The organism is Enterobacter sp. 725m/11, from assembly GCF_011683705.1.
Lineage (GTDB): Bacteria > Pseudomonadota > Gammaproteobacteria > Enterobacterales > Enterobacteriaceae > Enterobacter > Enterobacter bugandensis.
In genome coordinates this window covers 1-24,122 of the sequence record NZ_JAAQOK010000002.1, presented here as the reverse complement: position 1 = coordinate 24,122, position 24,122 = coordinate 1, and the positions used below count along the sequence as shown (strand labels likewise).

The following is a 24,122-nucleotide window of genomic DNA, read 5'->3' as shown; positions in this document are numbered from 1 at the left end:
CGGCTCCCTTAGCGATGACGGAATTCACGGTGTTCAGCACGTCCAGCCGCTGCCGGGCGTAGCTGCTGCTGACGAGCGGCGAGGTGTCTGCTTTGCGCCCCACGCTGCTGCTGCGCCTGCCAGTTGGCGGAACGGCTGTCGTTGCCGCTCAGTGCATTGGCCCGGAGCTGACTGTTTCGCTGCTGGAAGGGACGTTGCTGAGAGGGCTGAACCCGTTTCTCTTGTCTCTGCGCGGTGGTCTGGCGGTTTTCTCGCTGCTGCGTGGTGGCCCGCTTCGCCGTCTGCGGTTTGGTGTCATAGCCACGGTAGTTATTGCGCTGAGAAATCTGTTTCAGCTGTTCACTTGAGGCCTGTCGCTGCGCCGCTTTCGTGCCCGGGCGAGCAGTCTGTGGGAAGGTTTTACCTGTCGATTTCTCCATCTGGCTCAGCGCCGCCTGACGCTGGCTATCGCGATTAACCGGTTGTTGCGTTGCACTAAGCCCCGTGGCCGTGTTGGTGGAGTGGAAACGCGTGTTGAGCTGGTTTGTCGGGTAGGGGACACCTTCCCGATAGGCCGGGTTGTGCTGCCAGGTACGGTTGGCGTCCGTCAGACGTTGTCCGCTGATTTTATTGAAGTTCTCAACGTTAATATTGATGTTGTTATCACCGTTGCGGTTGTAGCCGCCGTGATTATCCCAGTCACCGTCATGATGATGGTCCCAGTCATCGTCATCATCCCAGTCGATATTGCTGAAGATGGCATAAGTTGTGGCGACACCCAGGCTGAAACCTAAGCCGTTGACGAAGCTGTTGCCAAACTGCTCCCCGGGTGACGGCGGGAGATAGGTTGGCGGATAGGCGGTATTAGGCCAGGTCCCGTAAACCGTATTGGGATTATAGGTGGGGACGTAAACCACCTGCGGGTCGGCAGATTCAATTTTGATCACCGTCGGGGCCGGTGCGGACGTGGTGGTTGACGTTGACTCGGTGGTGCTGGTTTTTGCCGGTGCGGGTTTCGTTACCGTGGTGACCGTCTGCTGAGGCGTAGATTGCAAGGCGCCGGTCTTCTGCGCCAGCAGGCGCAACCGTTGCACCGAATCCATCACATCTTTCGGCTGCGCGAGAAACGTATCCCCCAGATTTTGTACCCACGGCGGATTCTCTCCCATCAGCGACATAAGCTGAGGAAACGCGACCAGGGATTTTACGCTGGGATCCCAGGGCTGGCTGGCAACGGCCTGAATCGCGGCGTCCCCTTCCATTTTGGGGTTGTCTTTGGACCACTGCGCCGCTTGAATCACGTTGGCCGGGTAGGTCGAGGCCATCAAGATTTGTGACAGCAGAGCATCCGGGTAGAGCGCGATGGGGGCAACCCACTGATCGATTTGCGCGGCAGTGTAGGTTGGCGCGACGACAGGGGCCGGCTGGGCTGCGGTAGGCGCTGACGGTGGTTGCGCGACGGGGGCTGGCGCAACGGGTTCCGTTGCACGACTTTTGACAAACATGACGCCTGAGGCGGCAAACAGCCCGGCACTGCACAGAAGGACAAGCAGATGTGGCTTAAAGGGCAACTTCATAAAATGACTCCAACGAGACAGGCGCTGTGCCGTGAGGCGTTACGGTTGGCGTGAGTATTATTCACCCGTCTTTTACTGTTTTGACTTTTATTGGGAAGCGTCCGGTACGTCCGGATAAAGAGTGTGAGTATTTATTACACAATTATATGCGATGCGGGAAAAGGCGCCGGGAATTCAGAAGGCCGCTCTTACGAGCGGCCAGCAGCTAGTTGCCGAGGTTGACGACAAACAGCACCGTGATGTCGGATATGTTCCAGCCACCGTGCAGTGCGATAAGCAGTAAACCGATCGCAACGATCAGCGCAGTGATTCGCATCTCCATTGCGTGCGTTCCTGTACAGGCTACGCGGGTTCCTTCTTCACCGGAAAAGGCAGAACCAGGCAAATGAGTACATTGCCGCGTAGGTTACGGAACTGCTTCCGGGCCCGGTGACTGGTTGCTACACCAGCGAAGCAGGCCGGGGGCAACAGTATTACAGCCGAAATGGACTGAAAAGAGGTGAAATGCAGTTTCATCCTTTTACATTCGAAACTGGATGGCGGCTCGTAAACACAAAACATGTGCTTGCGGATCTGCATACTCAGGAGCATTATTCATGCCGAGTGCATTGCCGCAAATCTGCCAACCCGGTGTGCTACCACCGCAAGGCAACAAAATAACCGCTATCAGGCGGTTTTTTTGTCCCCAAAATTCACCTCTCCTCCCCGCTACACCATGCTTAACGATTCAGCAAACTTTTTAATGTTGCTTTTTTGTAAACGGATTAACACTGTGCAGAAATCCTGCTATGCTGCCCGACGCGGTATCGGGCATTTACCCTACAAACTGCTGTCTCACAGGAGCGTGAAGAGAACGCCCGCCGCATATGACAATGAGAGCGAGGAGAACCGTCGTGCTAGAAGAATACCGTAAGCACGTAGCAGAACGTGCCGCCGAGGGAATTGTACCCAAACCTTTAGATGCAACCCAAATGGCCGCGCTCGTCGAGCTGCTGAAGAACCCGCCTAAGGGCGAAGAAGAATTCCTGTTAGATCTGTTGATCAACCGCGTACCGCCTGGCGTAGATGAAGCTGCCTACGTAAAAGCCGGATTCCTTGCTGCTATCGCCAAAGGCGAAGCCACCTCCCCACTGGTTACTCCTGAAAAAGCCATTGAACTGCTCGGCACCATGCAGGGTGGTTACAACATTCATCCGCTGATTGACGCGCTGGATAACGACAAGCTGGCACCGATTGCCGCTAAAGCGCTCTCTTCCACGCTGCTGATGTTCGATAACTTCTACGACGTAGAAGAAAAAGCCAAAGCGGGCAACGTCTATGCGAAGCAGGTGATGCAGTCCTGGGCCGATGCCGAATGGTTCCTGAACCGCCCTGCGCTGGCGGAAAAAATTACCGTGACCGTCTTTAAGGTGACCGGTGAAACCAACACCGATGACCTGTCTCCGGCACCGGACGCGTGGTCTCGTCCAGATATCCCGCTGCACGCCCTGGCGATGCTGAAAAACGCCCGTGAAGGCATTGAGCCAGATCAGCCGGGCGTGGTGGGCCCGATCAAACAGATCGAAGCGCTGCAGAAGAAAGGTTTCCCGCTGGCCTACGTCGGTGACGTTGTGGGTACCGGCTCTTCCCGTAAGTCCGCCACCAACTCCGTACTGTGGTTCATGGGCGACGACATTCCGCACGTACCGAACAAGCGCGGCGGCGGCCTGTGCCTCGGTGGCAAAATTGCGCCAATCTTCTTCAACACCATGGAAGATGCGGGCGCGCTGCCGATCGAAGTGGATGTTTCTAACCTGAACATGGGCGACGTGATTGACGTCTACCCGTATAAAGGCGAAGTGCGCAACCATGAAACCAACGAGCTGCTGGCAAGCTTCGAACTGAAAACCGACGTGCTGATTGACGAAGTGCGTGCCGGTGGCCGTATTCCGCTGATCATCGGGCGCGGCCTGACCACCAAAGCGCGTGAAGCGCTGGGTCTGCCGCACTCCGACGTTTTCCGTCACGCGAAAGACGTGGCAGAAAGCAACCGCGGCTTCTCGCTGGCACAGAAAATGGTGGGTCGCGCGTGCGGCGTAGCCGGTATTCGCCCTGGCGCATACTGCGAGCCGAAGATGACCTCCGTGGGCTCTCAGGACACCACTGGCCCAATGACCCGTGACGAACTGAAAGACCTGGCGTGCCTGGGCTTCTCTTCTGACCTGGTGATGCAGTCCTTCTGCCACACGGCGGCCTATCCGAAGCCGGTTGACGTGACCACGCACCACACGCTGCCAGACTTCATCATGAACCGCGGCGGTGTTTCTCTGCGTCCGGGTGACGGCGTCATCCACTCCTGGCTGAACCGTATGCTGCTGCCGGATACCGTGGGTACCGGCGGTGACTCCCATACCCGTTTCCCAATCGGTATCTCCTTCCCGGCGGGCTCCGGCCTGGTGGCGTTTGCTGCAGCGACCGGCGTAATGCCGCTGGACATGCCTGAATCTGTGCTGGTGCGCTTCAAGGGCAAAATGCAGCCGGGCATCACCCTGCGCGACCTGGTTCACGCGATCCCGCTGTATGCCATCAAACAGGGCCTGCTGACCGTTGAGAAGAAAGGCAAGAAAAACATCTTCTCTGGCCGCATTCTGGAAATTGAAGGTCTGCCGGATCTGAAAGTTGAGCAGGCGTTCGAGCTGACCGATGCATCCGCCGAGCGTTCTGCGGCTGGCTGTACCATCAAGCTGAACAAAGAGCCGATCATTGAGTATCTGACCTCCAACATCGTGCTGCTGAAGTGGATGATTGCAGAAGGCTACGGCGATCGTCGTACGCTGGAGCGTCGTATTCAGGGCATGGAGAAATGGCTGGCGGATCCGCAGCTGCTGGAAGCTGACGCAGACGCAGAGTACGCGGCGGTGATCGACATCGATCTGGCGGATATTAAAGAGCCAATCCTGTGTGCGCCGAACGATCCGGACGATGCGCGTCTGCTCTCTGACGTGCAGGGTGATAAGATCGACGAAGTGTTCATCGGCTCCTGTATGACCAACATCGGCCACTTCCGCGCCGCCGGTAAGCTGCTGGATACCCACAAAGGCCAGCTGCCGACCCGCCTGTGGGTGGCACCGCCAACCCGTATGGACGCGGCTCAGTTGACCGAAGAGGGTTACTACAGCGTGTTCGGTAAGAGCGGGGCGCGTATCGAAATCCCTGGCTGCTCCCTGTGTATGGGTAACCAGGCACGCGTGGCCGACGGTGCGACGGTGGTTTCCACCTCTACCCGTAACTTCCCGAACCGTTTAGGTACTGGTGCGAACGTCTACCTGGCTTCTGCGGAGCTGGCGGCGGTTGCGGCGCTGATTGGCAAACTGCCAACGCCGGAGGAGTACCAGACCTTCGTGGCGCAGGTGGATAAGACGGCGGTGGATACCTATCGCTATCTGAACTTCGACCAGCTTTCTCAGTACACCGAGAAGGCTGACGGGGTGATCTTCCAGACGGCAGTATAAACAGCAAAACCGTCTCTACGAGACGGTTTTTAGTGTTTGCACCCTCTCCCGTGGGAGAGGGACGGGGTGAGGGCATCAGGCCGCAGGGTCTTGCTCTCACCTTTTTATTTTCATTCCTCCCACCTCTCCCGCTTTTTTTCTTTCCCTCTGCTGCGATAATTACCCTAATGGCTTTGCTGAGGAAAACGCTATGGATTACGAATTTTTGCGCGACATCACCGGTGTGGTGAAAGTGCGCATGTCGATGGGGCACGAAGCCGTTGGACACTGGTTTAACGAAGAGGTGAAAGAAAATCTCGCCCTTCTTGATGAAGTCGAACAGGCGGCAAATACGGTGAAAGGCAGTGAACGCTCCTGGCAACGCGCCGGGCATGAGTACACCCTGTGGATGGACGGCGAAGAGGTGATGGTGCGCGCCAACCAGCTTGAGTTTTCAGGGGATGAGATGGAAGAGGGGATGAGCTACTACGACGAAGAGAGCCTGTCGCTGTGCGGCGTGGAAGACTTCCTGCAGGTAGTGAATGCCTACCGTGAGTTTATGAAACAGAAGTAACTCCCCGAAGCATCCTTGCTCCGGGCAACACTTACACGGCCGGAATATTGCGGCCGTAGTAGATTTCGCGCATCTCTTTCCAGAGCAGGTCGGTGATGACCTTGCGCTCTTCTTCACTTAAATCTTCCGGCTTCGTGTGGAACATGTAGTGCTTAAGGTCGAATTCCTTAAGCATCATCTTGGTATGGAAGATGTTTTCCTGGTACACGTTCACGTCCATCATGTCATACAGCGATTTCATGTCCTCGGACATAAAGTTCTGAATGGAGTTGATCTCGTGGTCGATGAAGTGCTTCATGCCGTTGATATCACGGGTAAAACCGCGCACGCGATAATCAATCGTGACGATGTCCGATTCCAGCTGGTGGATTAAATAGTTCAGCGCGTTCAGCGGGGAAATCACGCCACAGGTCGACACTTCAATATCCGCGCGGAACGTGCACAGCCCGCCTTCCGGGTGGCTTTCCGGGTAGGTGTGAACGCAGATATGGCTTTTGTCGAGGTGGGCGACGACCACTTCCGGCAGCGGACCCGGGTGTTCAGTTTTGTCGATAAGCTGCGGGTCGACCGGCTCTTCGCTGACCAGAATGGTGACGCTGGCACCCTGGGGCTCATAATCCTGTCGGGCGATGTTCAGAATATTGGCACCGATGATCGAGCAGGTTTCTGACAGGATCTCGGTCAGACGGTTGGCGTTGTAGAGTTCATCGATATAGGCGATGTAACCATCGCGTTCTTCCGCTGTTTTGGCATAGCAGATATCGTAAATACAAAAACTCAGGCTTTTAGTCAGGTTGTTAAAGCCATGTAGTTTAAGCTTTTTCAATTAGCTCACCCCCTTAGTGGATAATGCGTCTTGCAGGTACTGCGGCAGAGCAAACGCTGCGGTATGAATAGCCGGATTGTAGTAGCGGCACGTGAGCCCGGCCTGATGGAAGCGGGCCTGGATAATTTCGGTAGAGAGATGACGCAGCACGTCGTTATCCGTTGCCCATGCAAAGGTCATGATCCCGCCGTAGTACGTCGGAATTGCCGCCTGATAGAAGCTGACGTCACCGAAATAGGTGCTGAGCTTGCGATGGCTGTCGAGCGCTTCGTCCTGCTGCAGGAAGCAGACACCGTTTTGTGCGACGAAGATCCCGCCCGGGTTCAGGCAGCGCTTGCAGCCTTCGTAGAACGAGGAGGTAAACAGCGACGCGCCAGGGCCGATGGGGTCGGTACAGTCAGAGATAATCACGTCGAAGGTCTGCGTGGTCTGGTTAACAAAGTTAACGCCGTCGTCGATAACCAGATTAAAGCGCGGATCGTCATAGCTGCCAGCATTATGGTTGGGCAGGTACTGGCGGCAGAAAGAGACCACGCCCGCATCGATCTCAACCATGGTGATGGTTTCAATGGAACGATGACGTGAAACCTCGCGCAGCATTGCGCCGTCGCCGCCGCCGATAATCAGAACATGCTTCGCGTGTCCGTGGGCCAGCAGCGGAACGTGGGTCATCATCTCATGATAAATAAACTCGTCGCGCTCGGTCGTTTGCACTACGCCATCCAGGGCCATCACGCGGCCAAAGGCGGCGTTTTCGAAGATGATCAGATCCTGGTGATCCGTTTTCTCATGATAGAGCACGTTATCAACGGCAAAGTACTGACCAAACTGGTCATGCAGTGTTTCATGCCACAACGTGTGGTCGGCCATACGCGGACTCCTCCTTTGTTAACATCCGTAACGCTCACAAAAAATGAGCGAAACATGATAGCTAACTATAACCGTGGTTGCACGGGTATAGGTTGAACAGGGGGCGTCGGGAAGGTTATTTCACGTAGGCGAGCAGGCTGAGCGAATCGCGGGCCAGCGCTTTGCATTTTTTAGCCGTGGGAATGCCAATACCGCTCAAGTCACGGTAGCTGTCTTCACCGAGCGCCTTCATGTCAAAGCTGTCGTAGTTGCTGAGATCCCACTGGTTCTGCTGGGCGAAAAAGACCAGCGCGCGGCGAATTTGCCCGTTGGGTAAATTCTGGTAGCCACAATCATTTTTCAGGAATACAAAAACCGCCGTTAAATCGGCCATATCTTCCGCTTCATTTTCACTGAGCGCATAGCTGTTCGCACACATTGCCATCAGGCTTCCGAACAAAATTGTCCTGAAAAACGTCTTCATTGCTTCTACCACTTCTTCACGGAAAATTAACGTTAGCACACTTGATGCCAGTGCGACGATCTTTATTATTGCCGCTTTACTTGACCTTCCGGTAAGGGGAGGGTTTATGCTCAAAAGATCGCCTGCTGGAAATAAGGAAATGAACATGCAACGTCGTGATTTTTTAAAATATTCCGCTGTGCTGGGGGTTGCCAGCGCATTACCACTCTGGAGCCGCGCGGTTTTTGCGGCTGAAAGGCCTGCCTTACCCATTCCTGACTTACTGACCGCAGACGCCCGTAGCCGTATTCAGCTCGTTGTTCAGGCCGGTAAAACCTCCTTCGGTGGGCACAGCGCCACAACCTGGGGCTACAACGGCAATCTGCTCGGCCCGGCGCTTCAGTTACGCAAAGGGAAAGCGGTGACGGTGGATATCCATAATACGCTTGCCGAGGAGACCACGCTGCACTGGCACGGGCTGGAAGTCCCGGGCGAAGTGGATGGTGGTCCCCAGGGCGTTATCAAGCCTGGGGATAAACGCAGCGTAACCTTTACCCCTGACCAGCGGGCGGCAACCTGCTGGTTCCACCCGCATCAGCATGGCAAAACGGGCCATCAGGTGGCAATGGGGCTGGCCGGACTGGTGTTGATTGAGGATGACGAAAGCCGTCTCCTGCGCCTGCCAAAACAGTGGGGTATCGACGATGTGCCGGTGATTGTGCAGGACAAAAAATTCAGCGCGGACGGGCAGATTGACTACCAGCTGGACGTGATGAGCGCGGCGGTCGGCTGGTTTGGCGATACGCTGCTGGCCAACGGTGCGATCTATCCGCAGCACGCCGCCCCGAAAGGCTGGCTGCGCCTGCGCTTGCTTAACGGCTGTAACGCCCGCTCGCTGAACTTCGCCACCAGCGATAAGCGCGCGCTTTACGTGGTGGCAAGCGACGGCGGCCTGCTGCCGGAACCGGTAAAAGTGAGCGAGCTGCCGATGCTGATGGGCGAACGCTTCGAAGTGCTGGTGGACATCAGCGACGGCAAGCCGTTTGACCTGGTAACGCTGCCTGTCAGCCAGATGGGGATGACCGTCGCGCCGTTTGATAAACCACACCCGGTGTTGCGCATTCAGCCGCTACAGGTCACGGCCTCCGGTACGCTGCCGGACACCTTAGCCACGCTGCCAGCTCTCCCGTCGCTGGATGGGCTCACGCAGCGTAAGCTTCAGCTCTCCATGGACCCGATGCTCGACATGATGGGCATGCAGGCGCTGATGAAAAAGTATGGCAATCAGGCCATGGCGGGAATGCACCACGGCCAGATGATGGGCCATATGAATATGGACCACGGCAAAATGGGCGGTATGGATCACGGCGGTCACGGGTTCGATTTCCACAACGCCAACAAGATCAACGGCAAAGCGTTCGATATGAACACACCGATGTTTGCCGCCACGAAGGGGCAGTTTGAGCGCTGGGTGGTTTCAGGTGAAGGGGACATGATGCTGCACCCGTTCCATATCCACGGCACGCAGTTCCGTATTCTGTCTGAGAACGGTAAAGCGCCGGAAGCGCATCGAGCAGGCTGGAAAGATACAGTGAGAGTGGAAGGAGGCGTCAGCGAGGTGCTGGTGAAGTTCGACCACGAAGCGCCTGAAGAGTTTGCCTATATGGCGCACTGTCATCTGCTGGAGCATGAAGATACGGGGATGATGCTCGGTTTTACCGTATAAAAAAAGCCGGGTGGCGGCTTCGCCTTACCCGGCCTGCATTGCTAAAAACGGCAACTTTCGTTGCCGTTTTGCTTTTATTTGCCTTCGTCCGGCAATGCATACGCGACAATATAGTCGCCCATCTTCGTACCAAACGAACCGTGACCACCCGCAGAAATGACAACGTACTGCTTGCCATTCACTTCATAGGTCATCGGCGTTGCCTGTCCACCGGCCGGCAGACGGCCTTGCCACAGTTTTTCACCGTTGGTCATGTTATACGCGCGCAGGTAGTTATCTGCGGTTGCCGCGATGAACAGCACGTTACCAGCGGTGGAGATTGGACCACCCAGCATTGGCATACCCATATTGAACGGCACCGGAACCGGCATCGGGAACGGCATGCTGTCCTGTGGGGTACCAATACGTTTTTTCCAGACGATCTGGTTGGTTTTCAGATCCAGACCGGAGATGTAACCCCAGGCAGGCTGTTTACACGGCAGACCAAACGGAGACAGGAACGGGTTCAGGGTAACGCCAAACGGTACGCCATACTGCGGCTGGATACCGGCTTCGGTCCCGCTGCCTTTCGCGTCTTTCGGCTGCTCCATCGGGTTACCCGGACCGCGTGGGATCAGACGGGAAACGAACGGCAGCGCCATTGGGTTGGCAATCGCCACCTGACGGTTAGGGTCGACGGAAATACCGCCCCACTCAAACATTCCCAGGTTGCCCGGGAAGACCAGCGTGCCCTGCTCAGACGGCGGCGTGAAGATGCCTTCATAGCGCAGCTGATGGAACATCACGCGGCACACCAGCTGGTCAAACATGGTGGCACCCCACATGTCTGCACCGCTGAGGTCTTTCTTCGGACGGAAGCTCAGGTCAGAGAACGGCTGGGTTTTGCTGACGTAATCGCCTTTGGCCGCACCCTGCGGAACCGGTTTTTCCGGGGCAGGCACAACCAGCTTACCGTTGCTGCGATCCAGCACGAAGATGTTGCCGGTTTTAGCCGGAGCGTAAATGACCGGCACGGTTTTACCGTTAACGGTAATGTCCGCCAGCGTCGGCTGGGACGGCATATCCATATCCCACAGATCGTGGTGAACGGTCTGATAGCTCCACGCCAGCTTACCGGTGGTTGCGTTCAGCGCCAGGATAGCGCTCGCATAACGTTCCTGCTCCGGCGTGCGGTTACCGCCCCAGATATCCGGCGTTGATACGCCCATCGGCAGGTAGACCAGGTCCAGCTTCGCGTCATACGCGGCTGGTGCCCAGGAGTTCGGCGAGTTGAAGGTAAAGGTGTGCTCGTCAGACGGGATCGCGTTTGGATCTTTCGCGCCCGGGTCGAAAGCCCACAGCAGTTTACCGGTGTTCACGTCGAAACCACGGATAACGCCGGAGGTTTCACGCGTAGAGAAGTTATCCGTTACCGAACCGGCAATCACGATGGTTTTATCGGTGATGATTGGCGGGGAGGTTGGCTCATACAGACCCGGCGTGGTGTCCGGCATGTTGGTCTGCAGGTTCAGAATGCCTTTGTTGGCGAAGGTTTCGCACAGCTTGCCGGTCTCAGCGTTGATGGCAAACAGACGGCCATCGTTCACCGGCAGCATAATGCGGCGAGGACAATCGGCAATGACTTCCGGGCTGGCATTATCGGCGCGCGCTTCGTGGTAAGAAACGCCGCGGCAGGTCACGTGCTGGAAGGACGGGTTGGAGTTCAGCTGTGGATCAAAGTGCCATTTCTCTTTACCGGTAGCCGCATCGAGCGCGAACAGACGCTGGTGCGCCGTACACAGGTAGAGCATATCGCCGACTTTAATTGGCGTCACTTCATTGGTCAGTTCACCCGGATCGTTCGGCATTTTCAGGTCGCCGGTACGGAATACCCAGGCTTCCTTCAGGTTCTTAACGTTGTCCGCGTTGATCTGCTTCAGCGGGGAGTAACGTTGACCTTCCTGGTTACGGCCATAAGCAGGCCAGTCACCGTCAGCGACCTGCGAGATAGCTGCCGCAGGCGTGGACTCCGTGTTCAGCGTACCGTTGATCTCCTGCGGGTCGTTAAAGCCAGCCCAGGTGAGAATGCCGCCGCTGATTAACAGCGCCACCAGCAGGGCTGCAACGGCACCGCTGGAAGGGACAATCAGGCGGCGCCAGACAAACGGCAGGATCAGCCAGATACCGAAGAAGACCAGGATGTCGCTGCGCGGCGTCAGGGCCCAGAAATCGAAACCGACTTCCCAGACGCCCCAGATCATGGTGGCAAGAAGGAGGGCGGCATACAGCCACAGTGCGGATTGTTTTCTACGCCAGAGCAGGACGGTTACGCCAAGCATAACCAGGCCCGCAATCGGGTAGTACCAGGAGCCGCCGATCGCGACCAGCCAGACGCCACCGATTAACAGGTACAGGCCGCAGAAGGCGGCGAATAGCGCTGTTAGTGTCACCAGTAGACGCGGCTGTTTAGTGTTTGTTTCAGCCATAGAAAGTGTACTCGTCAGTTTTTGTTAATAATTTGCTAGCAACTAATTATAGGTGTTAACAAGTGTGATCGGAATCACAATATTTGCTTTTTATAACTCATACGCCAGGCTTATCCATTTACTGATATAATGGCTGGCTTGCGTATCGATGCCGGAGCAAGATTCATCCGCATTGAAAGATTTTCATCAAAATCATTTGGTTAGTAATATGAAACATACTGTTGAAGTGATGATCCCGGAAGCCGAGATCAAAGCGCGTATCGCCGAACTGGGTCGTCAAATCACCGAGCATTACAAGGACAGCGGCAGCGAAATGGTGCTGGTTGGTCTGCTGCGCGGTTCTTTCATGTTCATGGCAGACCTGTGCCGTGAAGTGCAGGTACCGCACGAGGTCGATTTTATGACCGCTTCCAGCTACGGCAGCGGCATGTCCACAACCCGTGATGTGAAAATCCTGAAAGATCTGGATGAAGATATTCGTGGCAAAGATGTGTTGATCGTTGAGGACATTATCGACTCCGGCAACACCCTTTCAAAGGTGCGCGAGATCCTGAGCCTGCGCGAGCCGAAATCGCTGGCGATTTGTACGCTGCTGGATAAACCGGAGCGTCGTGAAGTGCAGGTGCCGGTGGAGTTTGTCGGTTTCTCCATCCCGGACGAGTTCGTGGTGGGTTACGGCATTGATTACGCGCAGCGTTATCGTCATCTGCCGTATGTTGGGAAAGTGGTATTGCTGGACGAGTAATTGCAGGCTGATGCCCTCACTCCGACCCTCTCCCACGGGGAGAGGGCGAAAACCCCCGGCTTTATTTATGGTTCACATGCTTAAGCTTGAGGTTGGCAATCCCCGAACGGTAACGCTGCTCCAGCGTTTCGCGATTGGTGGCGGTGACTTCCAGATTGCGCAGCAGGCCATCGTGAATACCGTACGCCCAGCCGTGGATTGATACCTTCTGCCCGCGTTTCCACGCCGACTGCATGATGGTCGAATGCCCAAGGTTATATACCTGCTCCATCACGTTCAGCTCGCACAGCGTGTCCATGCGTCGCTCCTGCGGCATTTCGCCGAGCAGTGAACTATGTTTGAACCAGATATCGCGGATGTGCAGCAGCCAGTTATCAATTAAACCCAGTTCCGGGTTTTCAACCGCCGCCTGCACGCCGCCGCAGCCGTAGTGGCCGCAAATAATGATGTGCTCGACTTCCAGGACGTCAACGGCATACTGAACCACGGAAAGGCAGTTGAGATCGGTATGAATCACCAGGTTGGCGACGTTGCGGTGAACAAACAGTTCGCCGGGCTCAAGGCCGGTCAGGCGCTCGGCAGGTACGCGGCTGTCTGAACAGCCAATCCAGAGAAAGCGCGGGTTCTGGGCTTGTGCGAGTTTTCCAAAAAATCCGGGGTCTTCCTCCACCAGCATTTTTGACCATAGTGCATTGTTGCTAATGAGTGTATCTATGTCGTTCATGGAGGTTAGCGACCTGTAACCAAGTAATTGCGTTGCGCTACTATAGGGTAACCCGACTTTTAATGAAACCACACAACGTGTGTAAGAACTGAAGGTAAGTTAAATTCATGGCAATTGCACTGGAGCTTGAGCAGCTTAAAAAAACCTATCCGGGTGGCGTTCAGGCGCTACGCGGGATAGATCTAAAAGTAGAGGCCGGGGATTTTTACGCGCTTCTGGGGCCGAACGGGGCGGGGAAATCCACCACCATCGGGATCATCAGCTCGCTGGTGAATAAAACGTCCGGACGGGTGAGCGTCTTTGGTTACGACCTGCAAAAAGATGTGGTAAACGCCAAGCGCCAACTGGGGCTGGTACCGCAGGAGTTCAACTTCAACCCGTTTGAGACGGTGCAGCAGATTGTCGTTAACCAGGCGGGTTATTACGGCGTTGAGCGTAAAGAGGCGCTTGAGCGTAGCGAAAAGTACCTGAAACAGCTCGATCTGTGGGAAAAGCGTAATGAACGTGCGCGGATGTTGTCCGGGGGGATGAAGCGCCGCCTGATGATTGCCCGCGCGCTGATGCACGAGCCGAAGCTGCTGATCCTTGATGAACCCACCGCAGGCGTGGATATCGAACTGCGTCGTTCTATGTGGGGTTTCCTAAAGGATCTTAACGACAAAGGCACCACCATCATTTTGACCACCCACTACCTTGAAGAAGCAGAGATGCTGTGCCGCAACATCGGCATCATTCAGCACGGCGAGCTGGTGGAGAACACCTCGATGAAGGATCTGCTCTCCAAGCTGAAATCCGAAACGTTTATTCTCGATCTGGCGGCAAAAAGCCCGCTACCGAAGCTTGAAGGGTACCAGTATCGCCTGGTTGATACCTCAACGCTGGAAGTGGAAGTGCTGCGCGAGCAGGGGATCAACAGCGTGTTCTCCCAGCTGAGCGCGCAGGGGATTCAGGTTTTAAGTATGCGTAACAAAGCGAACCGACTGGAAGAGCTGTTTGTCTCTCTGGTGCAGGATAAACAAGGAGACAAGGCATGACGCATCTTTATTGGGTCGCGCTGAAAAGTATCTGGGCGAAAGAGATAAACCGCTTTATGCGTATCTGGGTGCAAACCCTGGTACCGCCGGTCATCACCATGACGCTCTATTTCATCATATTCGGCAACCTGATTGGTTCCCGCATTGGTGAGATGCACGGTTTTACCTATATGCAGTTTATCGTGCCGGGCCTGATTATGATGGCGGTGATCACCAACGCCTACGCAAACGTGGCCTCGTCGTTCTTTAGCGCTAAGTTCCAGCGTAATATTGAAGAGTTGCTGGTGGCGCCGGTGCCAACGCACGTCATCATAGCCGGTTACGTGGGCGGCGGCGTGGCGCGCGGGCTGTGCGTGGGCATCCTGGTGACGGCGATTTCGCTGTTCTTCGTGCCGTTCCAGGTACACTCGTGGCTGTTCGTGGCGCTGACTCTGCTGCTGACGGCAATTCTGTTCTCGCTGGCCGGTCTGCTGAATGCGGTGTTCGCTAAAACGTTTGACGACATCAGCCTGATCCCGACCTTTGTGCTGACGCCGCTGACCTATCTCGGCGGGGTGTTCTACTCCCTGACGCTGCTGCCGCCGTTCTGGCAGGCGCTGTCGCATCTGAACCCGATCGTCTACATGATCAGCGGCTTCCGCTTTGGCTTCCTCGGCATTACCGATGTTCCGCTGTTTACCACTGTGGCGGTGCTGGTGGTGTTCATCATCGCCTTCTACCTGCTGTGCTGGTATCTGATCCAGCGCGGGCGCGGTCTGCGTAGTTAACCCCTGCCCGGCGACGCTCTGGTTGCCGGGCACTTTCTTTGACGGTTATCACCGTAAGCAAACCTTCACTCCGCTAAACTACTTGCCTGCTAAGGAGAGAGTTATGCTGGGATGGGTTATCACCTGCCACGATGAACGAGCGCAGGACATGCTGGATACGCTTGAGGCCAAATTTGGCCCGCTGGCGCAATGCCGGGTGGTTAACTACTGGCGCGGGTTGAGCACCAACATGCTCAGCCGGATGATGTGCGATGCCCTGCATGAAACGGATACCGGTGATGGGGTGATTTTTCTTACCGATAAATCCGGCGCGGCGCCTTACCGCGCGGCCGCTTTGCTGAGCCACAAGCATGATAACTGTGAAGTGATCTCCGGTATCAGCCTGCCTTTACTCGAAGCCCTCTATCCGCTTCGCGCCTCATTGAGCAGCGCAGAGTTTCGGCACGCTATCGTGGCGGAGGGCCAGCCGGAGGTGAGCAGCCTGTGGCACCAGCAGCAGAAAAACCCGCCTTTCGTTCTGCTTCACGATCTGTATAAGCATTAAACATTGGTATTGATGTCGCTTTTGCTACAATGGCGACTGATTTCCCGTGTCGATTTATATCCTATGTTCATGCGCGTGTTCTTTCTCCTTTTGCTGCTGGTTTCCGGCGGGGCGTCTGCCAGCCTGATAAGTCAGCAAGGGCTTCCTGCTCAATATATGCAAACCACTGAGGATGCTGCCATCTGGGCTCAGGTAGGTAACTCCGTGGTTAATGTGGGCAATATTCGCGCAGGGCAGATCATCGCGGTCTTTCCCGCGGCGGCGGATTATTACGAATTTCGCTTCGGGTTCGGTACCGGCTTTATTGATAAAGACCACCTTGAGAAAGTGCAGGGTAAGCAACGCGTTGAGGACAGCCTGGGCGACCTGAACAAGCCGCTCAGTAACCAGAACCTCATCACCTGGAAAGATACGCCCGTCTATAACGCGCCCAGCAGCGGAAGCGCGCCCTTTGGTACCCTGAGCGCCAACTTGCGTTATCCCATTCTAAATAAACTCAAAGACCGCCTGAACCAGACCTGGTATCAGATCCGCATCGGCAACCGCCTGGCGTGGATAAGCAGCCTGGACGCGCAGGAAGATAACGGCATTCCGGTTCTGACCTATCACCATATCCTGCGCGATGAGGAGAACACCCGTTTTCGTCATACCTCCACCACCACCAGCGTGCGCGCGTTCAGCAACCAGATGACCTGGCTTCGCGACCAGGGGTACACCACGCTGACGATGTATCAGTTGGAAGGCTACGTGCGCAACAAGATGAACCTGCCCGCGAAGGCGGTGGTGATTACCTTTGACGACGGCCTGAAGTCGGTGAGCCGCTACGCGTATCCTGTGCTGAAAGAGTATGGCTTCAACGCGACGGCGTTTATCATTTCGTCACGTATTAAAGGCCATCCGCAGAAGTGGGATCCGAAATCGCTGCAGTTTATGAGCGTTCAGGAAATTAAGGGCATTCAGGATGTGTTCGACATTCAGTCGCACACTCACTTCCTGCACCGCGTGGACGGGTATAAACACCCGATCTTACTGAGCCGCAGCTATCACGTGATCCTGTTTGATTTTGAGCGCTCTCGTCGCGCGCTGTCACAGTTCAACCCGCGTGTGCTCTACCTTTCTTATCCGTTTGGCGGCTATGACAATAAGGCGATCAAGGCGGCGAATGATGCCGGTTTCCATCTGGCCGTGACCACGGTGAAGGGGAAGGTGAAGCCGGGGGATAATCCGTTCTTACTGAAACGACTCTATATCTTAAGAACGGATTCGCTGGAGACGATGTCGCGGCTGATCAGCAATCAGCCGCAGGGATAAGCTATTCGTAGGTGATCTGCAACGTGCCGATGGCGCTGAACGTTCCTGAAGTGACTTTTTCTGTACCAGATTTAACCAACTGAGCCGTGAGAGACTCGCTAAATGACGGGATGATAGTGTTCCCTTTTGTCGCATAGTTGTTAGTTGAATTAGGCACCGCCAGGCTGTTGTCCGGCCACTTCAGCAACACGCCCACGCCTTTTGCCGCATTCGACGATGCGGTGTTCGCGAGTAAAGAGCCATCAGTCCCGGTTGTCTTGCTGGTGGTCAACTTCATCGTAATTTTGCGTGTGTTGGTGCAATTCCCTGACACGGTAGCAGAGACTTTTAGCGTGTTATCGTTCTCGACATCGGAAACATCATATTCCCCCAGATCTACGGTTTTAGGAGCCGTAAGAGTGCAGGTCGGTTTTTCAACAGGAACATTGAAGGCCATATCGGGTATCGTGATTAACGGACGTGGATGGTCACTTTCATCTGAGCTCCAGGGGTTACCTACGACAATGTTGCCAATATTCCCGGCCACTGGACCAATCTGTGTGACGCTTGCGGGCACGCCAGCATATGAGGGTAATTGATAAAATTCCATACGGGCATACCACCATACTGCTTTAACCAGATCTGAATTATTTTCATGATTGGCCGTTTCTACATAACTTCCTGTAGTCGAAGGAAAAAAGGCATTAAAAGCGTTGTTGGTCGGGTACATGGCCAGCGTATAGGCGATCCCCGTTACGTTAGTTTTAAAGAGTGCTTTACCGTCCACGCCACCGACGACCAGTGTACTGTCCGTTTTCTGATAGACGCGCTCGCCATCATTACCCATTGTGCACCAGGAGTAGAGGCCCGGAGTTACCTGCAAATCAATAAGGCCGCTTATTTTTGTTGGCGCGCTGACGCTCTCCAGGGGAACGATCTTGGGCTTTGCACCTTTGACATCCGAAATAGGCTGAACACTGTATCCATTAAATTTACATTCATACGCTGATGCAGAGAAACTTATTGCAAGAATTGACAAAGCAAGGCCTGCACCTTTTATGAAGAAATGACTTGTTCCGGCTCCTGCTATATAACACATTCAAAAATTCCTTATATCCGATGCTTGGTATATTTTAATTGTAAGTAACGCTGACCAGCACGCTTGTGGTAACTTTCCCCGCGCTGACAATCCCTGTGTCTTGATAACGGGCATAGAAATTATAATTTGTTAAATACTGGCTTTCGGTTTGGTTAGATACATCAAAAATAACATCTGACGTTCCTGACGCATTGACCACATTGGTATTGTCTTTTTCTGAGAAAATCACAACGCCGACGTTCTCTGCTCCTCCCCCGGAGGCGGGAATTTCATTGGCGAACACCTGTTGAGAGCTTCCGATAACTATCCCACTTTGAGGTTTAAACTCAAAATGCAGGGTTTTTGCCAGTCCAGATTCACTTTCCGCACAGCTTTTCAGCTGAATTTCGAAGCGAGTTCCCCCAGCTGCGTCACCGGGTTGTAGCCGTGGGCTGCCGTCGGAGTTATAAAACCAACCTTTGCCAACGATCGGTAAAATAACTTTGCCATCATTCGGAATACTTACCTGACACGTATTGTTGATGATGTTTGCCGTCATATCCATCTCCAGGCTCGAGGCAAAACCTGCTGCGGGAAACCCCAGACAGCAGGCGAGCCATAACGTCGCACTTCTAAAGTTTAAGCGGGAGTGGAACATCCTGTTTAAGCTATCAGTCTTAATAAACATTATTGATAGGTCACGATAAAAGTCACAGGGGCGCTGACCGAACCAGTGGTCACGTCAGAAATGGTTTTATCTTTAGCAATAACGATGCGCGCATCCATTTCAAATTTTCCCGCCCCGTTAGACAGGTTGACGATAGAAGTTGGGGCCGTGGCGCAGTTCAGCAGGGAACCTGAGTCGACAGAACCTTTCCAGATTTCAAAACCAACGTTATGCCCGGCTGCATATGAGTTCCCATTTTTGGCATTGCCAGTACAGGACCCGCCAGCACCCGGCGTGGCTTGAACGGAGGCATTTTTGACCCCGGCACAGTTAGTGAACGCGATTTTGAATGCCCCTGTTCGGTTCTGGCTCACCAGATCGGACTTAAATACATCGCCAAACGGCAAAATGCTAATGGGAGCCCCGCTCGCATCCTGAATCTCGGCATTACAGGTTCCGGCTTCAATGGTGGACGTAAAGGTGGCCTGAACGCTCGTCGTACCCGTAATGGCGCTCAAACAAACGGAAGGCAGGATGGCAGTCATCGCAAACATCAGTGATGTCATTTTCTTTTTCATATTAACGCTCCGTATTGCGCCAGTTATTCATAGGTGAAATTAAACGTAGCGATACCGCTAAAGTTGCCGGTCATGCCTTGCCCGCTTGCAGTTTCCACCAGCGTCGCCAGGAGTTGAACTTCGCCAGCACTTATTTCTCCGCTCGACCAGACGAGGCGCTGAGTATCAGTAAATGAATTAATGACAAAAGGGGCATCCGGAGTGGCGGTGCGGGAAATCGCCACGCCAATATTTTCTGCGCTGCCCTCACCGGAGAGTGAATTTTTAATTGCCGTATTCAGTGGGCTGGCACTACCACTAATGGTCGTGTTCAGCTTTGTCAGACTCGAAGGGCATGAGACCATTTTGAGTTTAAAATTTGTTGTTGCTTTGGCATTTTTGAGGATGATGTAATCCAGGCGCACCTTGCCGTCGGTGCCAATGGGAATAACGTTGCTGGAGCCATCACCGCTGCCACCTTCAATTTTCATATCGCAGGTGGTGTCACGGATATTAGCGGTAAAGGTAATATCGAGATTATCGGCGTATGTTCCGAGCGACAGCGCCATCAGACTCGAACTTAATACCCATAATCCTGTTTTTTTCCCAGGTTTAAAAAGCATGCTCTAACTCCTTTTATAATACTGTGATGCGGCAGGTCTGGCCTGTCAGCAGCGTTGTTGGTCCAATCTTTTTCGCATTGGGCGGAATCTGATAGGGGACAGTACAGGATGTGCCGGACTCACTTCCCCAGACGATTTTTAACAACCCTTTATCTTCAATTCCGCGAATCCAGGCTTGCCCGGCCTGGCCTACGCTACCTACGGATACGCCTTGCTCAGTTTGAACATCGGCACCAAGCGGAATAAACCCTCCGTCGTCACGCGTCAGTTCCATTAACACTGAACGCCCTTGATCGGTCTCAAAATTAACCAGCACAACGGCACCGCTACGAGGGACAGTAGTGGAACGGGTATTTTTCACTTCAACGTCAGAGCGCATATCGCTGATATCAAGACCGACGTTGTTTTCACGGTAGGCAGACAGATAGGGCATAAGGGCATAGCCTGAAGAGCCAATTTCACCGTTACCGATGGAGACTCGGGCACCTTCTGCTCCCTCAGCTTTAATCAGCGCAAGCGTATCGCTTTCGCTAATGCTGCCAGGGGCGAGTGTTATGCCACCAGAGTGCAGAATCATCCCGCCGCTATAGCTGGCGGAATATTGTCGGCTATCGTCATCGGATGCGGAGACGGAAAGACTCACCGGTCCATGCGGGCCGTTATAACTCCCGTAACCGCTTAGCTGATTTAATGTATCGTCGTTACGCGTGGTGCTTTCGGTGATGCTGTAACTGAACCGGTTATCTTCGGTGTTGCCGTTGGCGCTGGCGTTAAAACTTCCACCGCCTTTTAGATCGCTGCCGATGCCCGTGGTGAGGGATGAGAACCCGCCTGCACGCTTGCCGTTACCCATCAGCGTGTCGAAAGGAATTGTGAGGCTCAGATAGACACTATCATCCTTTTCCCCGAACTCGTTGTAGGTGCGCTGCACGGAGAGGCTGTAACTTCCCCAGCTTAACGATTGACTGTGGCCAACCGAGTACTGCGCTGATGAGCTGCTTTCATTCCAGTAGTCCTGCCAGGTGGAGTTGACATACAGCGATCCCAAATCAAGGTCGTTAAAGGCCAACGGCTGGCTGATGTTCACCTGGATCTGGTTCTTCATGCGCTGGAAAGTCTGGTACACATCGCTGTTATCACGGTCAGGGTTAAGCTCCCTGTCACGATATTTGATCTCGTTGGTCAAGGAAGCTGCATCGCTCAGGCTGAGATAGTCAGATGTCGAAAACCAGTATGCCGCTACGTTGAAAGAGGTATTCGTGGCTTCCATGAGTTTGCTGTAGGAGATACGATAACTCTCACCCTTAAGATGCCGTAAGCCGTCGATCCGGGCATCAGAATGCGTGACGTCAAAGGCGAATGCGCCAATGCGGGTGTTCATAGCCAAACCCACCAATGCGGCGTAAAAATCGCTATCGGTGTACTCCAGACCCGCATAACCTGTGAAGGTATTGGTTAATCCATAATAGCCCGTGGCGTAACCTACCTTTGGCTTGTCACGTAGGTTATCATCACGCAGTTCACCCACGCCGACATCCCATCGGGAGTAGCCCGGGCGCAGCATTTGCGCGACCGAGGAATACGCGACCGAGAAGGAACGTTTGCTGCCATCCGCTTCTTCTACAGTGACGATAAGATCGCTGCCATAACCCGTCGTACTGAGATCTGAGATTTCAAAGGGCCCCGGCGGGACGGAGGTTTCGTAAATCGTGTTTCCGCTCTGGGCGATCGTGACTTTGGCGTTGCTGTTTGCCACACCCCGAATCACCGGCGCATAAGTCGATATGCCATTAGGAAGCATACGATCATCGTTATATAAACGCGCCCCGCGCAGACTAATGGAATCGAAAGCATCTCCACGGGTGTAGGAATCTCCCGCGATAAACTGTGCTTTCAGCGGCGTGATATCACGCTGGAGATAAATGTCCTGGCTGGCGTAATGAGTACCGGAATCCCGATCCCAGTTCAGATTACCTCGTGCCCGGAGCCGCCACGGGCCCAGGTTTGCTCCATAGCGCAACCCTGCGTAGGCCGTATCGGTGCTGTAATCAGACGTGTCCGCGTGCCAGCCGTTAAGATCCCAGGAGAGCATCGCCGCCGGGATCCCGTCTTCCCAAAGTGAAGGATCGACAAATCCCGCCGGGCGCTGAATGACGAAAGCCTGAGGAATAGAAAGGTCCAACTCCTGTGTGGAAGGATCGTAAGCCACACGTGAGCCGGGATAGGTGTCTGACACAGAGATGCACGTATCTTCGGAATCATCCCCTGCTGGTTTAAGTTGCTCGGTTGCTACATTTGTCTGGGTGAGCAGTTTACGCGTGATGCAGGGCGTGGCGCGCGGTGTACCATTCTCTTTAAACACAAGATCCGTGGTAATGGAAGGTTTTCCGTTAATAACCACCTTCACCTTATACGTCCCGGCAAGAACAGGGTTGCCTTTTGAAAAACGGCTGACATCAATTGATGTACCGGTGTTATAAAGAAACTGATCGTTAAACTGCACGTCTTCTTCTTTATTATTTTCAGCAGCAAATGCACAAAACGGCAATACCGCACTTATCGATAAACATAGTAGTGAACGTTTAAACCGCATGATGTACTCTGTCCCAGAGTTAAGCTAATTATAGTTATTCCGAATGATACGAGGCGGATAAATAATCAATTCTGTATGGATTCATACTTATCAATTCCACCGAAATCATTGATGGCTTGCCAGGTGATTTTGTTATACCCCAAGGTGTTATGATTTTTTACGTTCATAGTCTGGCTTGAGAATGGCTCAATATAATGCGTTTCAATATCGTAGCTTTTAGCACCAGCAATAAGCGTTGCCCCCGCCAGTGATACATAATAAGGTGAATCATTCTTCGCACTTAAAACGATATTTTGACCTTGCCGGGTTTCAGTCCATTTAAGATTTTTAGCCGCATCTGTCGGTTCTCCTTTCAAACCTGTAGGCCGGAAAAAGAGTTTTATGCGGGTACGGAATGCCAGCTGAAGCATGCTTTGCGTATCGCTTTCCTTTGCCTTTGGCGGAACTTCCAGAACGTTAAACCAGAACAGGGATTCTTTATCTTTTGGCAATGACTGACCAAGCCAGGTGATTCTGACCGTTTGCCCTTTTTGCGGTTCTACACGCGATACAGGAGGCGTGACAATAAAGGGAAGTTTCAGCTCTTGAGGATTGGTGGTATCTCTTCCGTCATCGAGCCAGGTTTGTACCAGTAAAGGTCTGGTGCCACGGTTATCCATAGACACCGTTACGTCTTTTGCCGATTCTGGATAAATGACACGGGTGCCGGAAATCACAATATCTGCACTGGCGTTAAGAGCAAAAACGCTCACCGAGGCCAGCAGCAGGGCTTTTAATCCGCTCTTAATATTCAGTAAGTACATGTCTACTCTCAAATAATACGAAAAAATGTGCCCGGCTGGGCACATTAACAGGACGAATAAAATTATTCGTAGCTCATGGTGAAGTAAGCGTTGGCGCTAACTTTACCTGACTGCACAGGGCTAGTATCTTTCACCCAGTTGGAGCCAGGGACATAAGCAACACGGTAGAACAGTTTACCGGAGCCGGCTTTCAGATCTGTTTTCTGCGTATTATTGTCAGGCTGGCCTACCATAATACGAGATGAAACGGTTGGGGCATTGTTAAACAGGGCAAGTGCAACGTTGGTTGCAGAGCCTTGTACGTTAGCATCGGGTTCAATAGTACCGTTCGCAATAGCGCCCATATTTTTTGACATGAAGCTTGCAGAGGCATTCTTTAATGTCTCAGGGCAATTGGTGAGCAGCAGTTCAAAGTTTTTGGAACCGACGCCAGTATCAATAGTTGTGGATTCAACTTCAGATTTTTTAACGACGGGTAAGGTAATAGTAATATTGCTTTGTGATTCACCATTAGAGGTGGAAATATTACATGTTGTGTCTGTTACCGCACCATCAAAGGTGATTAAACCGAGATCCGTATCTGCGATTGCTGAAAAAGAACCTACTGCAAACAAAGCTACAGCTGAAGCTAATAACGTTTTTTTTAACATAATTGAAATTCCATTTAAAAAACATTGTAATGATTTAATACAAGCAAAATGATGATAGGGATCTCTGTATACGTTGGGTATCTGTCTCTTATACACATCTGACGCTGCCGACGACGGA

21 protein-coding genes are annotated in these 24,122 nt (G+C 53.5%); 8 read left to right on the top strand and 13 right to left on the bottom strand.

Features of this window, described 5'->3' with window-relative positions:
• Positions 1 to 8: 8 nt before the first annotated feature.
• The gene (locus HBA26_RS00975) at positions 9 to 1,556 is read right to left on the bottom strand and encodes a DUF3300 domain-containing protein (RefSeq protein ID WP_126345451.1); all 1,548 of its coding nucleotides are present in this window, start codon (positions 1,554 to 1,556) and stop codon (positions 9 to 11) included.
• 893 nt (positions 1,557 to 2,449) lie between these two features.
• Between HBA26_RS00975 and acnB the strand changes: the two genes are divergently transcribed.
• Both acnB and yacL read left to right on the top strand, forming a co-directional pair.
• Positions 2,450 to 5,047, top strand: coding sequence for a bifunctional aconitate hydratase 2/2-methylisocitrate dehydratase (gene acnB, locus HBA26_RS00970; RefSeq protein ID WP_045631164.1), 2,598 nt, complete (start codon positions 2,450 to 2,452; stop codon positions 5,045 to 5,047).
• Between the two features lie 190 nt (positions 5,048 to 5,237).
• Positions 5,238 to 5,600, top strand: coding sequence for a protein YacL (gene yacL / locus HBA26_RS00965; RefSeq protein ID WP_041911228.1), 363 nt, complete (start codon positions 5,238 to 5,240; stop codon positions 5,598 to 5,600).
• Positions 5,601 to 5,631: 31 nt separating this feature from the next.
• On the opposite strand, the gene speD is transcribed toward yacL, so the two are convergent.
• The 3 genes from speD to HBA26_RS00950 all read right to left on the bottom strand — a co-directional run bounded on the left by speD (position 5,632) and on the right by HBA26_RS00950 (position 7,759).
• The gene (gene speD, locus HBA26_RS00960) at positions 5,632 to 6,426 is read right to left on the bottom strand and encodes an adenosylmethionine decarboxylase (RefSeq protein WP_028015535.1); all 795 of its coding nucleotides are present in this window, start codon (positions 6,424 to 6,426) and stop codon (positions 5,632 to 5,634) included.
• Positions 6,427 to 7,296 carry a polyamine aminopropyltransferase gene (gene speE, locus HBA26_RS00955; RefSeq protein WP_028015536.1) on the bottom strand — a complete coding sequence of 290 codons (870 nt, stop codon included), beginning with the start codon at positions 7,294 to 7,296 and terminating at the stop codon, positions 6,427 to 6,429.
• A gap of 115 nt (positions 7,297 to 7,411) precedes the next feature.
• The gene (locus tag HBA26_RS00950) at positions 7,412 to 7,759 is read right to left on the bottom strand and encodes a YacC family pilotin-like protein (protein WP_014882582.1); all 348 of its coding nucleotides are present in this window, start codon (positions 7,757 to 7,759) and stop codon (positions 7,412 to 7,414) included.
• Between the two features lie 145 nt (positions 7,760 to 7,904).
• Here HBA26_RS00950 and cueO point away from each other — a divergent pair, with 145 nt between their 5' ends.
• On the top strand, positions 7,905 to 9,464 hold the full coding sequence (gene cueO / locus HBA26_RS00945; RefSeq protein WP_126345452.1) for a multicopper oxidase CueO: 1,560 nt from the start codon (positions 7,905 to 7,907) through the stop codon (positions 9,462 to 9,464).
• 74 nt (positions 9,465 to 9,538) lie between these two features.
• Here cueO and HBA26_RS00940 read toward each other — a convergent pair whose 3' ends face one another.
• Positions 9,539 to 11,929: a glucose/quinate/shikimate family membrane-bound PQQ-dependent dehydrogenase gene (locus tag HBA26_RS00940; protein WP_126345453.1), complete on the bottom strand. Its 2,391-nt coding sequence runs from the start codon at positions 11,927 to 11,929 to the stop codon at positions 9,539 to 9,541.
• Between the two features lie 208 nt (positions 11,930 to 12,137).
• Between HBA26_RS00940 and hpt the strand changes: the two genes are divergently transcribed.
• Positions 12,138 to 12,674, top strand: coding sequence for a hypoxanthine phosphoribosyltransferase (gene hpt, locus HBA26_RS00935; RefSeq protein ID WP_032644976.1), 537 nt, complete (start codon positions 12,138 to 12,140; stop codon positions 12,672 to 12,674).
• A gap of 61 nt (positions 12,675 to 12,735) precedes the next feature.
• On the opposite strand, the gene can is transcribed toward hpt, so the two are convergent.
• Positions 12,736 to 13,398: a carbonate dehydratase gene (gene can / locus HBA26_RS00930; protein ID WP_014882586.1), complete on the bottom strand. Its 663-nt coding sequence runs from the start codon at positions 13,396 to 13,398 to the stop codon at positions 12,736 to 12,738.
• Between the two features lie 107 nt (positions 13,399 to 13,505).
• On the opposite strand from can, the gene HBA26_RS00925 reads away from it, so the two are divergent.
• The 4 genes from HBA26_RS00925 (at position 13,506) to HBA26_RS00910 (ending at position 17,054) form a co-directional block, all read left to right on the top strand.
• Positions 13,506 to 14,432, top strand: a complete 927-nt coding sequence (locus tag HBA26_RS00925; RefSeq protein WP_028015540.1) for an ABC transporter ATP-binding protein — start codon at positions 13,506 to 13,508, stop codon at positions 14,430 to 14,432.
• The gene (locus HBA26_RS00920; RefSeq protein WP_023334536.1) at positions 14,429 to 15,199 is read left to right on the top strand and encodes an ABC transporter permease; all 771 of its coding nucleotides are present in this window, start codon (positions 14,429 to 14,431) and stop codon (positions 15,197 to 15,199) included. Before HBA26_RS00925 ends, HBA26_RS00920 begins: the two co-directional genes overlap by 4 nt.
• 103 nt (positions 15,200 to 15,302) lie before the next feature.
• Positions 15,303 to 15,743 (top strand): PTS sugar transporter subunit IIA, encoded by a 441-nt coding sequence (locus HBA26_RS00915; protein WP_028015541.1) that lies wholly within the window; start codon positions 15,303 to 15,305, stop codon positions 15,741 to 15,743.
• Positions 15,744 to 15,806: 63 nt separating this feature from the next.
• Positions 15,807 to 17,054 (top strand): polysaccharide deacetylase family protein, encoded by a 1,248-nt coding sequence (locus tag HBA26_RS00910; protein ID WP_047367341.1) that lies wholly within the window; start codon positions 15,807 to 15,809, stop codon positions 17,052 to 17,054.
• A gap of 1 nt (position 17,055) precedes the next feature.
• Here HBA26_RS00910 and HBA26_RS00905 read toward each other — a convergent pair whose 3' ends face one another.
• The 7 genes from HBA26_RS00905 to HBA26_RS00875 form a co-directional block, all read right to left on the bottom strand.
• The gene (locus tag HBA26_RS00905; RefSeq protein ID WP_126345454.1) at positions 17,056 to 18,132 is read right to left on the bottom strand and encodes a fimbrial protein StkG; all 1,077 of its coding nucleotides are present in this window, start codon (positions 18,130 to 18,132) and stop codon (positions 17,056 to 17,058) included.
• Between the two features lie 34 nt (positions 18,133 to 18,166).
• Positions 18,167 to 18,769 (bottom strand): fimbrial-like protein, encoded by a 603-nt coding sequence (locus HBA26_RS00900; RefSeq protein WP_126345473.1) that lies wholly within the window; start codon positions 18,767 to 18,769, stop codon positions 18,167 to 18,169.
• 29 nt (positions 18,770 to 18,798) lie between these two features.
• Positions 18,799 to 19,356, bottom strand: coding sequence for a fimbrial protein (locus tag HBA26_RS00895; protein ID WP_166720736.1), 558 nt, complete (start codon positions 19,354 to 19,356; stop codon positions 18,799 to 18,801).
• A gap of 23 nt (positions 19,357 to 19,379) precedes the next feature.
• Positions 19,380 to 19,958 (bottom strand): fimbrial protein, encoded by a 579-nt coding sequence (locus HBA26_RS00890; RefSeq protein WP_126345455.1) that lies wholly within the window; start codon positions 19,956 to 19,958, stop codon positions 19,380 to 19,382.
• 13 nt (positions 19,959 to 19,971) lie between these two features.
• Positions 19,972 to 22,551: an outer membrane usher protein gene (locus tag HBA26_RS00885; protein WP_166720734.1), complete on the bottom strand. Its 2,580-nt coding sequence runs from the start codon at positions 22,549 to 22,551 to the stop codon at positions 19,972 to 19,974.
• 65 nt (positions 22,552 to 22,616) lie between these two features.
• Positions 22,617 to 23,354, bottom strand: coding sequence for a fimbrial chaperone (locus HBA26_RS00880; protein WP_047367347.1), 738 nt, complete (start codon positions 23,352 to 23,354; stop codon positions 22,617 to 22,619).
• A gap of 62 nt (positions 23,355 to 23,416) precedes the next feature.
• Positions 23,417 to 24,122 (bottom strand): fimbrial protein (locus HBA26_RS00875; RefSeq protein WP_243854818.1); only part of this gene is annotated, 706 nt, incomplete at its 5' end.

Bases quoted from the DNA above. Each gene is read 5' to 3' on its own strand.
- HBA26_RS00975 (WP_126345451.1), bottom strand. From the start codon at position 1,556: ATGAAGTTGCCCTTTAAGCCACATCTGCTTGTCCTTCTGTGCAGTGCC.
- yacL (WP_041911228.1), top strand. From the start codon at position 5,238: ATGGATTACGAATTTTTGCGCGACATCACCGGTGTGGTGAAAGTGCGC.
- speE (WP_028015536.1), bottom strand. From the start codon at position 7,296: ATGGCCGACCACACGTTGTGGCATGAAACACTGCATGACCAGTTTGGT.
- HBA26_RS00950 (WP_014882582.1), bottom strand. From the start codon at position 7,759: ATGAAGACGTTTTTCAGGACAATTTTGTTCGGAAGCCTGATGGCAATG.
- cueO (WP_126345452.1), top strand. From the start codon at position 7,905: ATGCAACGTCGTGATTTTTTAAAATATTCCGCTGTGCTGGGGGTTGCC.
- HBA26_RS00940 (WP_126345453.1), bottom strand. From the start codon at position 11,929: ATGGCTGAAACAAACACTAAACAGCCGCGTCTACTGGTGACACTAACA.
- hpt (WP_032644976.1), top strand. From the start codon at position 12,138: ATGAAACATACTGTTGAAGTGATGATCCCGGAAGCCGAGATCAAAGCG.
- can (WP_014882586.1), bottom strand. From the start codon at position 13,398: ATGAACGACATAGATACACTCATTAGCAACAATGCACTATGGTCAAAA.
- HBA26_RS00925 (WP_028015540.1), top strand. From the start codon at position 13,506: ATGGCAATTGCACTGGAGCTTGAGCAGCTTAAAAAAACCTATCCGGGT.
- HBA26_RS00920 (WP_023334536.1), top strand. From the start codon at position 14,429: ATGACGCATCTTTATTGGGTCGCGCTGAAAAGTATCTGGGCGAAAGAG.
- HBA26_RS00915 (WP_028015541.1), top strand. From the start codon at position 15,303: ATGCTGGGATGGGTTATCACCTGCCACGATGAACGAGCGCAGGACATG.
- HBA26_RS00910 (WP_047367341.1), top strand. From the start codon at position 15,807: ATGTTCATGCGCGTGTTCTTTCTCCTTTTGCTGCTGGTTTCCGGCGGG.
- HBA26_RS00905 (WP_126345454.1), bottom strand. From the start codon at position 18,132: ATGTGTTATATAGCAGGAGCCGGAACAAGTCATTTCTTCATAAAAGGT.
- HBA26_RS00900 (WP_126345473.1), bottom strand. From the start codon at position 18,769: ATGTTCCACTCCCGCTTAAACTTTAGAAGTGCGACGTTATGGCTCGCC.
- HBA26_RS00895 (WP_166720736.1), bottom strand. From the start codon at position 19,356: ATGAAAAAGAAAATGACATCACTGATGTTTGCGATGACTGCCATCCTG.
- HBA26_RS00890 (WP_126345455.1), bottom strand. From the start codon at position 19,958: ATGCTTTTTAAACCTGGGAAAAAAACAGGATTATGGGTATTAAGTTCG.
- HBA26_RS00885 (WP_166720734.1), bottom strand. From the start codon at position 22,551: ATGCGGTTTAAACGTTCACTACTATGTTTATCGATAAGTGCGGTATTG.
- HBA26_RS00880 (WP_047367347.1), bottom strand. From the start codon at position 23,354: ATGTACTTACTGAATATTAAGAGCGGATTAAAAGCCCTGCTGCTGGCC.